We start from the raw sequence: 15,162 nt of genomic DNA, 5'->3' as shown, positions 1-15,162 counted from the left end.
TGATAATATATATCGATCAATCAACCAGTAAAAATCCACACAAGTTGTTCTTCATAATCTCTTAATGATCTTTCTAACATCTCGTCAATGCCAGAAGCTGGACTCGAAACACTTAACAACTCAGCAACCTGCTTCGTTCGTTTCCGTGTATCTCGTCGGTATGGGGTGCATTCTAGAGCATTTCGAAATCATTGCAAGTGCTTTTAACCCCATGTTTTATTGAGTGTTCTATTTTTATGCACCATTATGATTCATTAATAATCACATTTACACTTAACCCTATAATATTGAAGCAAAAATATTAATTTAATATTTCTGCTTCTTTTTTTAATCACTATTTCGCTTTTGAAGGTTTTATATTCACACTTAAAATTTTAATAGGATTTTTTGGCACATCTTGATGCATACCAAATCTACCAGTAGGCACTTTTGCAATTTTATCGACAACATCCATTCCTTTAGTTACCTGACCAAACACAGCATAACCAGGATTCATTGGCGCTTTATTTAGAAAATCATTATCCGCAATATTGATAAAAAATTGGCTTGTTGCTGAATCAGGCTGGTTTGTACGTGCCATGGCTAAAGTGCCACGGTTATTCTTTAAGCCATTATAAGACTCGTTCTTGATTGGAGGTCGATTCGCTTTTTCTTTCATCGATACATCTAATCCTCCACCTTGGATCATGAACCCTGGAATAACCCGATGGAAGATTGTGCCGTTATAAAAATTAGCTTTCGCATAAGTTTCAAAGTTCTTTACTGAAATCGGAGCTTTATCATTAAACAACTCGATTTCGATATCTCCTGCTGATGTTTTGATTTGCATATGCGTATTTGCTGCCAAAGATAAAGTACTCATTGCCGCAACAGAAGCACCTAACATCATTTTTTTTAACATACGCTATCCTCTTATTGATGTTTTATCTTATCTATTATTCACGAATCAATCGCCAGAAAAGATTCAATTTTTTGTTAAGCATCAAAGTATTTTTATTCGATTACTGTATATAAAGAAAAAATCCTGAGTTTCGTTTGAATCTCAGGATTTGAAAGTAAGCATCTATTAACTATTTTTATCCCAAAATCTTCTAAACTCTTTACTCATTTCAATCAACAATTTTTTAGAACGCCCTGAGACTAGCGTTAGATTAATAAATCCGTGTGTTTGGTCTTCAAAATCTTGATACAACACTTTAGTGCCATTTTGACGTAATTTGTGGGCGTAAATTTTGCCTTCATCATGCAATACATCATGTCCCGCTGTAACAACATAGGCTGGTGCCAATTTTTTTAGATTACCGTATGTTGGGGAGATTAGTGGATTATCCAAAGCAACTTTATGTCTTGTCGCGTAGTATTCTGTCACATAGTCAATATCGCTGTTGGTTAATACTAAACCATCTTTATACGCAAAGAATGATGGATGACGACTTTTGAAATCTACCGCAGGATATATTAAAAATTGAGCTTGAGGCGCATAACTTGCATTTAATGCACGTTGAGCAACGACAGCACTAATATTACCGCCAGCACTATCTCCTGCTACAGCAATACGGTTTTTTAAGATTTTAAAGTGACGGCGATTTTGATATACCCATGCCAATGCATCTTCACATGATTGAATCAATGATTGTGGAGAAACTTCTGGTGCTAAAGGATAATCAATACTGATTACTTGTGCTTTTGCATAATTCGCAATGATTCGGCACGCTTCATCATGTGTATTCACACTTCCGACAACAAACCCACCACCATGATAAAATACAATCATTGGTAGTTTTTTATTCGGAGCAGGATGATAATGTCTGGCAAATACAGTACCACTTTGTAAAGGAAGACGAATATCTTCTACATATTGAACATGAGATGATTTATGTGTGATGGATTGGATTTGATTTTCAAATTCTTTTCTTGATTTATCAATATCAGCGCCAATAAAGCCTGATTTTCCTTGTTTCAACTGTGCAGCCATCAAGCATTTTGTAAAACTATCGAGTTGAGGATAGTCATAGGGATAGCCAAGTAACTTCACTAGAGATTCTTGAACGATCTTTGGGAGTCGATCTAATGCACGTCCTGCAGAACCCTGACCATTTTCAAGTAATTGTTGTATTTTTTGATTCACGATTCCGATCCTTTTAAAAATCCGTATTCTTCATAATTTCTACACGATCAGCCATTTCATGACTATTTTGTTAACTAAGTCTACTGATCAATATACAAACTTCAATTCCATTTACGCTAATCTGACTATAGCAGTCTTGTCATTGACTATTTAATCCAACATCAGGAATTTTTTGGTTGTCCTGATTCAACATATAAAGGTGAAAGCTATGGCAATAAAAGTAATGATAATGTCATTGGCCACAGCAGTTCTTGCAGTCGGTTGTGTGGCCTTCCCTGACGATGGCCCTTATTATAATGGTAATTATGACCATCGTTATGATCGTGATTATGATCGCAACTATGACCGTCAACGTTGGGAGAGAGAACGCGCACAACGTTTACATCAACAGCGCCTTGAACAAGAAAAGCGCAAACGTGAATATGAACGTCAACGCCAACAACGTGAATTAGCAGATCGACGTAATAAAGAACGTGCTGAGCATGATCGTCGTAAACAGATTGAACAACGTCAAAAGGAAATTTTAAAACAACGTCAAGCTGAACGTAATCGTTGGAATCAAGATAATCGTAAAAAAGCGATTGAAGAACAACGTAAGCGCTTAGAACAGGATCGCAAGAAGCGAGAACAAGAACGTCAACATGATCGCCGAGATCGTTAAGCTTTCTTGGACTCAACACAATTGATTTAAAGTTACCTCACAAACCTAACATTCACATTTGAATGTTAGGTTTTTTTAAGTGCTATGACTCTAAAAATAGACAGTAAAGGCATCCTATTTACTCTCTATTCTCTGCATTTTCATAAAATTTAACCCATTATAAGCAGTTTAAATGAATTAAATTTCATTGCATTTTACTCAACAACTTGAGGGGCTTCTGCACCTTCAGCTGGGACAGCTTGAACCGGTTCAGCAGACTCTACACTTGGGTCAGCTTGTACAGCCACACCATTTTGGGTATCCATTTCAGTAGTTGCCGCTTGCGCTATTGAAGCATCTGTTTGTGTGGTCGGTTGAGTCGCTTGAGCAGTTTCAGCAGATTGGTTTGAAGTACAACCTACAGTAGTAAAACCAATAGCTGCAAATGCCAGGGAAATGAGACCTAATTTTTTCATTGTTTAATTCCTTACTTGAAACATTCAAAGTCAGAGTTAACTTTGAAGGCTTATCATTCCTGACTTTTTTATTTCATGCGTCAGTTCTTGGTTCAAGTTTCGATGACTTCAGGTTGAACTTATGAAAAAAGTGTAAAGAAAATGCAATTCAACTTTTATAGTTGAATATATCTCCTAAGCCATTTATTTAATTTATTTTTTAGTGAATATGTGGTGCGATATAAACCCTTTTTGAAGGTGACTGAATCACAGTGTGGCTACACGGTATATCGGTTGCTTAACATTGTTACTCAGATCTCGACAAGCAAAAAAAAACTCATCCAAGGAGGTTGGATGAGCTATTAAAAAGCAAAAACAAAATAAATAGAAACTACAGCGTTAGTATCTGGTTAAAGATAATACAGATTTGATTCTTTAAAAGGAAAGACTTGTTTTATCTGAATCTATATTTTTTATATATAAAATATACACTAAATCATATTTTTATAATCTTTCTCCAGTTCATCTCCTCGTCTTATTCTAGACTTTAGATTTCTCTAAATGAATCGAAAAATTTTCATTCCTTGTTGTAAAGATGAATTTAGTAGAAATAAACATCGTTTAAGCTTGAATTATTTATAGTCGCCCACATTACCTTAGTATTGATGAATTACACACGCATGGCAGTTCAGATTAACGCAGTTAACACTGATGCCAAAGGACTGTACATGTTTAAAAACCCATTTAAGCGGAGATCTTCCATGGCAAATGAGCAAAACGAACAAACTCAGGACGTTCAAACGGAACAAACTGAACAGCAAGTTGAAAATCAACAAGCTGAAGTCGAAGTTTCTGTAGAAGACCTTCAAGCGCAAATCGCAACGCTGACTGAAAACTTAAAATATGAAAAAGCAGTTGCTGCAAATGCGAAGTATGAAGCAGAAAAAACTAAAGAACGTTTAGAGCGTGAGGCGGATACTGCGAAAAAATTTGCTTTAGAGAAATTTGCAAAAGAATTATTGGATTCAGTTGACAACCTTGAACGTGCAATTGCTGCTGCAGGTGATAAAAAAACTCCTTTATCAGAAGGTGTAGAACTCACACTGAAGTCATTATTAGCAACATTAGAAAAATTTGGTGTTGTGGCAGTTGACACTGAAAATGGTTTTAATGCTGATTTGCATCAAGCAGTTGGTATTGCCCCAGATGCAAAAGCGGGTGAGATTGGTACGGTACTTCAAAAAGGTTACACCCTTTCTGGCCGTTTACTTCGTCCTGCAATGGTCATGGTAGGCCAATAAGTCAAGAAATACGGGAGTTTGTAAAAATTTTTTAAGTTTTTAACTTGAAAAATAATGAATGGCTCTCATATCGGATAACAAGTGAAAGATCACAACAAAATTTTCGAGGAACACATCAATGGCTAAAATTATTGGTATTGACTTAGGTACTACAAACTCATGTGTTGCAGTACTTGAAGGCGATAAAGTTAAAGTAATCGACAACGCTGAAGGCGCTCGTACAACTCCGTCTATTATTGCGTATAAAGATGGCGAGATCCTTGTTGGTCAATCAGCTAAACGTCAAGCGGTAACAAACCCGAAAAATACATTATTTGCGATCAAACGTTTGATCGGTCGTCGTTACGAAGATCAAGCAGTTCAAAAAGATATTGGTCTTGTACCTTACAAAATCATCAAAGCTGACAATGGCGATGCTTGGGTTGATGTAAACGACAAGAAACTAGCACCACAACAAATCTCTGCAGAAGTTCTTAAGAAAATGAAGAAAACTGCGGAAGATTACTTAGGTGAAACAGTTACTGAAGCGGTAGTTACTGTTCCTGCATACTTCAACGATGCTCAACGTCAAGCAACGAAAGATGCTGGTAAAATTGCTGGTTTAGATGTTAAACGTATCATCAACGAACCAACAGCTGCAGCGCTTGCGTTCGGTATGGACAAGAAAGAAGGCGACCGTAAAATCGCGGTTTACGACTTAGGTGGTGGTACTTTCGACGTATCAATCATTGAAATCGCTGACCTTGATGGCGACCAACAAATCGAAGTGTTGTCTACTAATGGTGACACATTCCTTGGTGGTGAAGACTTTGATAACGCGTTAATCGACTTCTTGGTTGAAGAGTTCAAGAAAGAACAAAACGTAAACTTGAAGAACGATCCTCTTGCACTTCAACGTTTGAAAGAAGCTGCTGAGAAAGCGAAGATTGAACTTTCTTCTTCGAATGCAACTGAAATCAACCTTCCATATATCACTGCTGATGCGACTGGTCCTAAACACTTAGTGATCAACGTAACACGTGCGAAATTAGAAGGTCTTGTTGCTGACTTAGTTGCTCGTACAATCGAGCCATGTAAGATTGCACTTAAAGATGCTGGTTTATCAACTTCTGATATCTCTGACGTGATCTTGGTTGGTGGTCAGTCTCGTATGCCACTTGTACAACAAAAAGTACAAGAGTTCTTCGGTAAAGAGCCACGTAAAGACGTGAACCCTGACGAAGCTGTGGCAATGGGTGCTGCGATCCAAGGTGCTGTACTTTCAGGTGATAAGAACGACGTTCTATTACTTGACGTAACACCGTTGACACTTGGTATTGAAACAATGGGTGGCGTGTTAACTCCAATCATCGAGAAAAACACAACAATCCCTGCGAAAAAATCACAAGTGTTCTCTACAGCTGCTGATAACCAGCCTGCAGTAGACATTTCGGTTTACCAAGGTGAACGTAAAATGGCTCAACAAAACAAATTGTTGGGTAACTTCCAATTGGGCGATATCCCACCTGCTCCACGTGGTGTGCCGCAAATTGAAGTATCGTTCGACATCAACGCTGATGGTATCTTGAAAGTATCTGCGAAAGACAAGAGCACGGGTAAAGAGCAATCAATTCAAATTAAAGCAAACTCAGGTTTGAGCGATGCTGAAATTGAAGCGATGATCAAAGATGCTGAAGCGAATGCGGAAGAAGACCGTAAGTTTGAAGAATTAGCAAAAGCGCGTAACGAAGCTGATGCATTAGTTTCTTCTGCTCAAAAAGCAGTAAAAGACCTTGGCGAACAAGTAACTGCTGATGAAAAAACTGCGGTTGAAACTGCTATTTCAGAACTTGAAGCTGCAACAAAAGAAAATGATGTTGATGCGATCAAAGCGAAAACTGAAGCACTTCAAAACATCATCATGCCGATCACTCAACGTGCTTATGAAGCTGCGCAGGGTGCTCAAGGTGGTGCGCAAGGTTTTGATCCAAATGCATTCCAAGGTGATGCTGCTGGTCAACAACAAAAAGCGGACGACGGCGTTGTAGATGCTGAGTTCACTGAAGTAAAAGATGACAAAAAATAATTTGTCTCTTTAAATAAAAGACCGCGCGAAAGCGCGGTTTTTTTATTTACATCTTTGAATTTTTAAATGATTATCAGATATTTGTATCTTGCATTGCAGGCATCATAATTTCTTTCACACAAGATGCTCTAGACGTATTAAGCACAAAATGAACGGCAGCAACTACATCAGACACAGGAATTAAAGATTCGTCTGTTTCTTCTAGGACAGATTCTATTGTTGTATCTAGATCAAAATCAGGTGCTAAATATCCAAGATTTAACACCGTAACGCCTATTCGATCCTTTCGTATCAACTCTCTTAAGGCATGGGAAATTCCACGTATTGCAAATTTGGTAGCTGAAAATACTATTTCTTTTCCATTGTGATTGTCTAAACCCCATGTTGAACCAATGAGGATCACTTTGGCATGATCTGATTTCTTTAAATTTTCCAAAATGGATTGTATAGATAAAATACAACTGGTGATATTTGTATTGATGATCGTTTGAATTTCTAATGCTGAGATTGATGAAAAATCATAGTCATGCGTAAAAGCATCTTGCTCCCAAACACCTACATTATAAATAAATACATCTAATGCTTTATCTCCAATTACGTCTTTAATTTTCTTGCATGCTTGGACAGGATAAGCTAAATCAGTTTGAATCCACTCAATCTGGCGTGGTAGTTGTGGGGTTGAGCGTGATATTCCATAGATTAAATCATCATCATTTGGAACTAAAGTAGCTAACGCTTTTCCTAGACCATAACTGATGCCATGAATTAAAAAAGTTTTATTGATTGATGATGGCACTGTCGTTTTTCCAATTTTGTTATTAGATTTCTTATGATCAAAACTCAAGTTAGCTTGAGGTCAAGTTGAATTAAAAACACAAATAAAATAAAAAAATTAAAATGACAGTTTTTATGACGATGACCAAAATAACGCCTATTTTAATAAAAAAGCCCAATCTACATTGGGCTTTTTATCACAAATTACTCATCAAACGAACTTTCTAACTCTTCAAGTTCCATCATCAGTTCAAGCATTTTTTCTTCTGCTTGTGCTAATTTTCCTTTAAGCTCAGTTTGTTCATTCATCAATTTTAAAAGATCATCTTTCCGAGACGCATCATAAAGTGATGCCTCCCCTAAAGCATCCTCAATTTGAACTAAACGTGGTTGAATCTTTGCAATCTCAGCTTCCAATTTTTCGATATTTTTACGAATTGGGCGGCTCATTTCACGGCGACGCGCAGCTTCTTTACGCTGTGCTTCTTTATCTACTTTAGAAACTACAGGCTTATCGATCACTTGAGATTTTACTGGCTCAGGTGCTTGCTGCCCTTGCTTCATCAACTCTGCACGTGCTTGACGTAACCAGTCTGCATAAGCGACCAGATCACCTTCAAACTCACGACATTTACCGTTATGCACTAGGAGTAATTCATCACAGACACTTGCAATTAATTGGCGTTCATGTGAGACCAACACCACTGCCCCTTCAAAGTCTTGTAGTGCCATAGTTAATGCATGACGCATATCCAAGTCTAAATGGTTGGTCGGTTCATCTAGAATTAAAACATTTGGACGCTGCCAGACAATCAAAGCCAATGCTAAACGTGCACGCTCCCCCCCAGAAAAGCTTTCACACTGTGTATCCATACGCTCACCAGAGAAGCCAAAACTTCCTAAGAATGCGCGTAAAGTCGCTTCACTGATCTTCTTATCTGCGATACGAGATAACTGCAACATTGGACTCGCATTACCATCTAATGCATCCATTTGATGTTGGGCGAAATAACCAATATTAAGTAATTCGGATGCTTTACGTTGACCTTGGATTAAAGGTAAATCACCCACCAAAGATTTAATTAATGTGGACTTACCTGCACCATTCATACCCAGCAGACCGATACGGCTGGTTGGCGTGATTTGTAGTTTCACATTGGTCACAATCAGTTTGTCACCATAACCAATATCAGCACTATCCAGTTGTAACAACGGAGAACTCATTTTGGTTGGCTCACGGAAGCTAAAGGTAAAAGGCGTATCGACATGCGCAGCAGAAAGCTCTTGCATTCGTTCAAGCTGTTTAATACGACTTTGTGCCTGTTTCGCTTTGGTTGCCTTAGCTTTAAAACGATCAATATATTTTTGCAGATGTGCACGTAGCTCGAGCTGTTTCTCATAGGCTTGTTGTTGCTGAGCTAAACGTTCACTTCGGGTACGTTCAAATGTTGAATAGTTGCCGGTATAAAGCGTTAATTCTTGGTTTTCGATATGCAAAATATGGTCGGTAATGGCATCCAAGAAATCACGGTCATGCGAAATCAGTACCAATGTGCCTTCATATGCTTTTAACCAATCTTCTAACCATAAAATAGCGTCTAAATCTAAATGGTTCGTCGGTTCATCAAGTAAGAGTAAATCTGAACGACTCATCAAAGTACGTGCAAGATTTAAACGCATACGCCATCCACCAGAGAAACTTTTTACACTAAGTTCTGACTGATGTTCAAAGAAGCCTAGCCCAGCCATCAGTTGTGATGCTTTAGACGGCGCTGAGTAGCCACTAATTTCATCAAAACGACCATATAGATTTGCCAAATCTTGATCAGATAATCCCTCAGGATGCTCAAGTTTGTGTTGGATATCCCAATACTCTTCATCACCGGATAGAACGAAATCAATCGCTTTCATATCCAGCGCTTTAATCTCTTGCGCCATATGCGCCACTGTCCAAACCGATGGTCGTGTTAATGAGCCACCATCTGATTCCATGCCTCCAAGTAATGCTGAAAACAACGTCGATTTTCCTGCACCATTGACACCTGTTAAACCAATCTTCCATCCAGGGTGAAGTTGCATAGACGCTTTTTCAAATAAAATGCGACCGCCGCGGCGAATGGTAAGTTGGTCTAACTGAATCATAGATATTCAAACAAATAAGTATTGGATGGCGCATTTTAATGGATTTCAACCAGAACAACCAAAAATTAATCCATCTTTCATCTTCATTTCATTCTTGACATAAACAAGCCATCACTCAGGATGGCTTTTGAATCATTCAAAACTTAACGATTTAGTCAGTAAAAGTTACTTTAGCAATGGCCTTTTTACCTGCTTGAACAATCACTGTTTTGTTTTCGTTAATTGAGAATGATGCATCCACCACCTCCCAATCAACTTTTACGGCTCCACGTGAAACAGCATCTTTGGCTTGCGCTGCATTTTTGGTTAAGCCCGCTGCACGAACAATAGAAGCAATAAACATTTCACCACCGAATTCACCACGTGAAATCGTCACTTCTGGCGTTCCTTCAGGAAGCTCACCTTCTGTGATGATATTCCCTGCACCTTTATGTGCATTCGCAGCAGCTTCGCTTCCATGGAAACGTTCCACTAACTCGAGCGCTAAGATACGTTTAATTTCTTGAGGGTTACGACCTTCAGCCATTTCTTTCAATAAGCCTTCGATCTCTTCCATTGACTTGAAGCTCAGCAGTTCGAAATATCGCTCAATTAAGCTGTCTGGCATCGAAAGTACTTTTTGGTACATCGCACCAGGTGCATCGAATACACCAATGTAGTTACCTAAAGATTTAGACATTTTGTTGACGCCATCTAAACCTTCAAGAATTGGTACAGTGATACACACTTGTGGCTCTTGATTATAACGACCTTGTAAAGTACGCCCCATCAGCAAGTTAAAGGTCTGATCCGTACCACCTAACTCAACATCTGCCTCGAGCGCGATAGAGTCATAGCCTTGCACCAATGGATATAAAAACTCGTGAATCGCAATCGGCTGTTGGTTGTTATAGCGTTTAGTAAAGTCATCACGTTCAAGCATACGTGCAACCGTTTGCTGTGAAGCCAATTGAATCAGGTCAGCAGCAGTTTTTTGAGCAAACCATTCTGAGTTAAACACCACCTTAGTTTTATTTGGATCAAGAATTTTGAACACTTGTTCCTGATAGGTTTTCGCGTTTTCTAAGACTTGCTCACGTGACAATGGTGGACGAGTTGCACTTTTACCTGTTGGGTCACCAATCATCGCAGTGTAATCACCAATCAAGAAGAATACTTCATGACCTAAGTCTTGAAACACTTTAAGCTTGTTAATTAATACCGTATGACCTAAGTGTAAGTCTGGTGCTGTAGGATCAAAACCCGCCTTAATTTTCAAAGGACGATTCAATTTTAATTTCTTCAGAAGATCTTCTTCTGAAATAATTTCATGTGTGCCTCGTTGAATGAGGGCAAGTTGTTCTTCAGCAGGCAGGAAATTTGACATCACAAAACCCAAATACATCTGTTGTTCAATTTGTGCGATATACTAACACTTTTTCAGCACAATGCAGGCTTAAGAATAATCATGACCACAATCTACATTGGTGTAATGACTGGCACGAGTATGGACGGCGTCGATTTTGTAGCCGCTTCTTTTGATCCATTACAGATCCATGCAACGCTGACATTAGCCTTTGATCCAGATTTACGTGATGAACTGATGGCACTTACTTTGCCAGACGATAATGAAATTGACCGCATGGGTAAAGCTGATGTCGCTTTAGCACAGATGATCGGTCATGGAATCAACCAACTTATACAAGAAAATAATCTCGATAGAACTCAAATAAAAGCCATTGGATCTCATGGTCAAACGATTCGTCATCGTCCCGAACATGGATTTACCCTTCAAATTGGTGATCCCAACATTATTACTGAAATCACTCAAATTCCTGTGGTATCAGATTTTAGACGCCGTGATATGGCTGCTGGTGGTCAAGGTGCTCCTCTAGTGCCAGCATTCCATCAAGCCTTATTTCAGCATCCGACGATACACCGTGTGATCTTAAATCTCGGTGGAATTGCCAATGTCAGTATGTTACCTGCGGGTAATCCTAAAGGCGTATATGGCTTCGATACTGGACCAGCCAATATTTTGATGGATGCTTGGTGTGAACGTTACACAGGTCAGCCTTATGATGAAAATGGCAATTGGGCTGCTTATGGTACGCCTATTCGCGCTTTGCTTGATCGTTTGCAATCACATGACTTTTTCTCCAAAGAACCGCCAAAAAGTACTGGTCGTGAAGACTTTAATTTGGAATGGTTGGATGAACAAATTGCCGATTGGCGTAGCGATGTTGAATACGATGAACTTGAAGATACGCCTGAAAATATTCAAGCAACGCTGATGAAACTCACGACACGTGCCATTAAGAAAGCCATTTATCGCTCCCCTATGGACACAGGTGAAGTTTATGTCTGTGGGGGTGGTGCGTATAACTCACAATTATTAGAACAATTACGTTGGCGTTTACGTAAACATGAGTGGAGTGTTCAAACCACAGCAGATTTGGGATTAGCACCGACTTGGGTGGAGGCGACTGCTTTTGCGTGGTTGGCTATGCGATTTGTAAACCAGCTTGCTGGTAATTTACCTGAAGTGACAGGAGCTCAAGGAGATCGAGTTTTAGGAACGATCACTGCGGTTTAAATGAAGAATCGATGTATCCACTATCCTGAGTTGATACATCGATTAACTTAAACAGGTGCAAAATTCAATTTTGAAAGTGGCGAGTTTACAGCAAAGATTCGATGTCTACATTCAGTAAAGCCATTTTCCCTTAAACGCTGAAGATGCATATTTAGATAGTCCTCTGCATCTGCTTGGCTTTCAAATAAGTAAATTCCACCTGCTTCTTTGGATACTTCATTTTCAGTCCAAATTTTCCAAATCAAGCCTTTCTCATTTGCTATTGAATCCGCGAGTGTTTTGAAACTTTCAAACATTTCATGACCCCAAGGTCCATCATAGGGAAAATCAATTTGTAGAATAATTGCCATTCAACTTTTCCTTATATACGCGCATCTTTGATTAAGTCATCAATAGCTTGTGTTAATTTTTCCAATGCCACATGACCAGAGCCTATGATTTTGACATTGTCTCCATGACGTATCACAAAACTTGGGAACCCTTTTATGCCCCAACTTCGGTTAAGCTTGAACTCTTCATAGGTCGCTGTTTGGGTCTCAGGTAATTCAAACAAAGTTGAGAATACGTCGAAATCCAGCTCAAACGTTTCACATATACTTCGATAATATTCAAGCTCGTTCGGATCTTCACCATCCACATAAAATTTATATTGGATTGCTGAAAAAAATGCCAAAAGTTTTTCATCGTGATGATCATGGTCTTGCCAAAGTTGTCGAGCAACGTAAATAGCACGTGCTGAAGGCTCGGTATCATAGTTAAAATGTGCTCTTTCTAACAATTTTTCAGTGAAAGGCTGTTGAGTCAGTCTCTGAATATTTTTCCATTCGGTGCGTAAAAAATTTTTGAAAGTATCGGTCCAAGCATCACCTCCACCAGGTCTTAAACCACCGCTAATCACTTGAAAGCCAACACCATGCTGAATTGCATATTCACGCGCTTGTTTAATGATATTTGAACTTCCCCAACACCATGAGCACATTGGGTCACCCACATAAATCAGGCTGAGGTCAGATGCTACATTGACCACTGCATTTTGGCCTTTTTCCAATTCGGCTACTGAACAAGTACCAGTTTCTAAATCACAATTCATTGTCATTGCTATGTCCTCAATTTGCTAAATCAGATCATTTGCTACATCTGATCGATTGACTTAACTTAGCGGTTCTATAATGATGTGAATAGACAATAAAAATGAAAGGTGGTGTTCGATTTTATGAACAGCTTACCCTACTCAATCGATGACCTATATTGGTTCGTACTGATTGCAGATGCTGGAAGTTTATCTGCGGCAGCAAGACGTTATGATATTGCTAAATCCACGTTATCCAATCGACTTTCAAGACTTGAAGAATCCTTAAATATTAGATTATTAAATCGAAATACTAATTCAAGCTCACTGACTGATGCTGGGAAGATTTTCTTAAAAGAAATCTCCCCCCTATTTCATCAGATTGAATCTCTGACGAATGATCTCACACAATTAGAAATACAACCCAAAGGTCGAATTCGAATAGCTGCTTCGGGAACTTTTGGAAAATTGGTGGTATTGCCTTTAATCTCTCAATTTTTAATTGAATATCCACATATTGATATTGAAATTGATTTGAATGACACTAAAGTTGATTTGATTTCTGGAGGATATGACTTAGCCATCAGACTTGGTGATTTAGCAGACTCTACACTTCATGCTCAAAAGGTTGGTCAAGTTCGAAGAATTTTATGTGCCAGTCCAACCTATCAAATGCATTGTGGCATTCCCGAATACCCTGAGCAACTGTGTGATCATCATTTTATCTCGCATAACCGCGAGCTATCCAAAATTACACTTTTCAAAAATGGTACGATAAAAAAATTTAAAATTTATACCCATTTGATGGTGACACCATCCGAACATGCACTTGCTGCTGTAGAAGCACATTTAGGAATTGCCGCCGTTGCAGAAATCCAAGTGGCCCAACAATTAGTCAACTCAACGTTAATTCATATTTTACCTGAATGGTCTCTAATGCCTGAAGATGTCCACTTGGTTACTCCGAGCTTAAGCTATCGGACCTTAGCTTTGAGACTTTGCTTAACGTTCTTACAAAAACAAATCCCAATACAAATACACCGTTTAATCAACCCATAATATTGTCAGACAATGAACGACCTTCTTTCACCTAGAACTGACCCGTTCAGCCCTAGTTCTATCATCCAAATTTGATAAAGATATGTAAAGGAAAGAGGATATCGATCATGGAAAAACAACAACGAATCACTGAGTTTCAAAAAGGCAATCTTATTTTTGATGTAATAGACAGCGGTCCAATCGATGGCACTCCAATTGTGCTATTACATGGTTTTCCTGAAACATCAAAAATTTGGCAGCATAGTGCCGAAATACTAAACCAACATGGTTTTCGCACCTATGCGTTAAACCAACGTGGATATAGCTTAAGGGCTCAACCAAAGAAACGTGCAGATTATGCCATTCAACATTTAGCAGATGATGTAAATGTTTTACTCGACTTAATTGGAGAGCCTTCATATATCGTAGGACACGACTGGGGCGCAGTCGTTGCTTGGGAAGTTGCTCTACGTTATCCTAATAAAATTAAACATTTGACCGCGATCTCCGTCCCTCACAAAGCAGCATTTATGCGGGCTTTTTACAGCAGTACACAACTTTTTAAATCCTATTATATGGGACTATTTCAGCTTCCATGGATACCTGAGTTGCTCTTTAATAAAACACCTCAAATTGGCGAGGCTTTATTAAAAAATTCTGGAATGACAGTTGAACAATTAAATGACTTTAAACAAGAAATGATTATAGAAAAACGGCTCAGCCCATCACTCAATTGGTATCGAGGTTTACCTTTTAGCTCTAATAAAACGCTATTCAATAAAGTCAAAGTTCCCACTTTATTTATTTGGGGCAAAGATGACGTTGCAATTGATGCTAAAGGTGTTCAGTTCAATCAAAATTATGTTGAAGGTCCATATACGGAAATTCATTTAGAGGCGAATCATTGGATTCCAGTTCAAAATTATCATGAGCTGACTGATTTAATTCTGAAAGAACAGCAAAAATTATCATAAA

General features: G+C 38.6%; 14 protein-coding genes. 6 read left to right on the top strand and 8 right to left on the bottom strand.

Annotated elements, in window-relative coordinates; all coding sequences use genetic code 11:
* Positions 1 to 334: 334 nt before the first annotated feature.
* Both AC1M86_RS14495 and AC1M86_RS14490 read right to left on the bottom strand, forming a co-directional pair.
* Positions 335 to 901 carry a peptidylprolyl isomerase gene (locus AC1M86_RS14495; RefSeq protein ID WP_481589581.1) on the bottom strand — a complete coding sequence of 189 codons (567 nt, stop codon included), beginning with the start codon at positions 899 to 901 and terminating at the stop codon, positions 335 to 337.
* Between the two features lie 165 nt (positions 902 to 1,066).
* The gene (locus AC1M86_RS14490; RefSeq protein ID WP_035269477.1) at positions 1,067 to 2,137 is read right to left on the bottom strand and encodes an alpha/beta hydrolase; all 1,071 of its coding nucleotides are present in this window, start codon (positions 2,135 to 2,137) and stop codon (positions 1,067 to 1,069) included.
* A gap of 199 nt (positions 2,138 to 2,336) precedes the next feature.
* Here AC1M86_RS14490 and AC1M86_RS14485 point away from each other — a divergent pair, with 199 nt between their 5' ends.
* Complete coding sequence (locus tag AC1M86_RS14485; protein ID WP_092768671.1) at positions 2,337 to 2,789, top strand: cell envelope integrity TolA family protein; 453 nt, start codon at positions 2,337 to 2,339, stop codon at positions 2,787 to 2,789.
* 194 nt (positions 2,790 to 2,983) lie between these two features.
* On the opposite strand, the gene AC1M86_RS14480 is transcribed toward AC1M86_RS14485, so the two are convergent.
* Positions 2,984 to 3,244 carry a molybdenum ABC transporter substrate-binding protein gene (locus AC1M86_RS14480; protein WP_481598058.1) on the bottom strand — a complete coding sequence of 87 codons (261 nt, stop codon included), beginning with the start codon at positions 3,242 to 3,244 and terminating at the stop codon, positions 2,984 to 2,986.
* A 707-nt stretch (positions 3,245 to 3,951) separates the two neighbouring features.
* On the opposite strand from AC1M86_RS14480, the gene grpE reads away from it, so the two are divergent.
* Both grpE and dnaK read left to right on the top strand, forming a co-directional pair.
* Positions 3,952 to 4,524: a nucleotide exchange factor GrpE gene (grpE, locus tag AC1M86_RS14475; RefSeq protein ID WP_481608238.1), complete on the top strand. Its 573-nt coding sequence runs from the start codon at positions 3,952 to 3,954 to the stop codon at positions 4,522 to 4,524.
* 118 nt (positions 4,525 to 4,642) lie between these two features.
* On the top strand, positions 4,643 to 6,589 hold the full coding sequence (gene dnaK, locus AC1M86_RS14470) for a molecular chaperone DnaK (protein ID WP_481588049.1): 1,947 nt from the start codon (positions 4,643 to 4,645) through the stop codon (positions 6,587 to 6,589).
* Positions 6,590 to 6,662: 73 nt separating this feature from the next.
* Here dnaK and AC1M86_RS14465 read toward each other — a convergent pair whose 3' ends face one another.
* The 3 genes from AC1M86_RS14465 to tyrS all read right to left on the bottom strand — a co-directional run bounded on the left by AC1M86_RS14465 (position 6,663) and on the right by tyrS (position 10,889).
* Positions 6,663 to 7,385, bottom strand: a complete 723-nt coding sequence (locus AC1M86_RS14465; RefSeq protein WP_481588050.1) for an SDR family oxidoreductase — start codon at positions 7,383 to 7,385, stop codon at positions 6,663 to 6,665.
* 182 nt (positions 7,386 to 7,567) lie between these two features.
* Entirely contained in the window at positions 7,568 to 9,505 is a 1,938-nt protein-coding gene (locus tag AC1M86_RS14460) for an ATP-binding cassette domain-containing protein (RefSeq protein WP_481608237.1), read from the bottom strand.
* A gap of 151 nt (positions 9,506 to 9,656) precedes the next feature.
* Positions 9,657 to 10,889: a tyrosine--tRNA ligase gene (gene tyrS / locus AC1M86_RS14455; protein WP_171076798.1), complete on the bottom strand. Its 1,233-nt coding sequence runs from the start codon at positions 10,887 to 10,889 to the stop codon at positions 9,657 to 9,659.
* 63 nt (positions 10,890 to 10,952) lie between these two features.
* Between tyrS and AC1M86_RS14450 the strand changes: the two genes are divergently transcribed.
* Entirely contained in the window at positions 10,953 to 12,080 is a 1,128-nt protein-coding gene (locus tag AC1M86_RS14450) for an anhydro-N-acetylmuramic acid kinase (protein ID WP_481588052.1), read from the top strand.
* Between the two features lie 47 nt (positions 12,081 to 12,127).
* Here the strand turns inward: AC1M86_RS14450 and AC1M86_RS14445 are convergent, their stop codons facing one another.
* Positions 12,128 to 12,430 (bottom strand): monooxygenase, encoded by a 303-nt coding sequence (locus AC1M86_RS14445; RefSeq protein WP_481588053.1) that lies wholly within the window; start codon positions 12,428 to 12,430, stop codon positions 12,128 to 12,130.
* 11 nt (positions 12,431 to 12,441) lie between these two features.
* Positions 12,442 to 13,176: a DsbA family protein gene (locus tag AC1M86_RS14440; protein ID WP_481588054.1), complete on the bottom strand. Its 735-nt coding sequence runs from the start codon at positions 13,174 to 13,176 to the stop codon at positions 12,442 to 12,444.
* A gap of 117 nt (positions 13,177 to 13,293) precedes the next feature.
* Here AC1M86_RS14440 and AC1M86_RS14435 point away from each other — a divergent pair, with 117 nt between their 5' ends.
* Positions 13,294 to 14,208 (top strand): LysR family transcriptional regulator, encoded by a 915-nt coding sequence (locus AC1M86_RS14435; protein WP_481608236.1) that lies wholly within the window; start codon positions 13,294 to 13,296, stop codon positions 14,206 to 14,208.
* 107 nt (positions 14,209 to 14,315) lie between these two features.
* Positions 14,316 to 15,161: an alpha/beta fold hydrolase gene (locus AC1M86_RS14430; RefSeq protein ID WP_481589589.1), complete on the top strand. Its 846-nt coding sequence runs from the start codon at positions 14,316 to 14,318 to the stop codon at positions 15,159 to 15,161.
* Position 15,162: the final 1 nt, after the last annotated feature.

The sequence above is a fragment of the Acinetobacter sp. ANC_7654 genome (assembly GCF_056779855.1).
The sequence above is the reverse complement of the archived record's forward strand: the minus strand, read 5'-3'. Positions and strand labels throughout refer to the sequence as shown.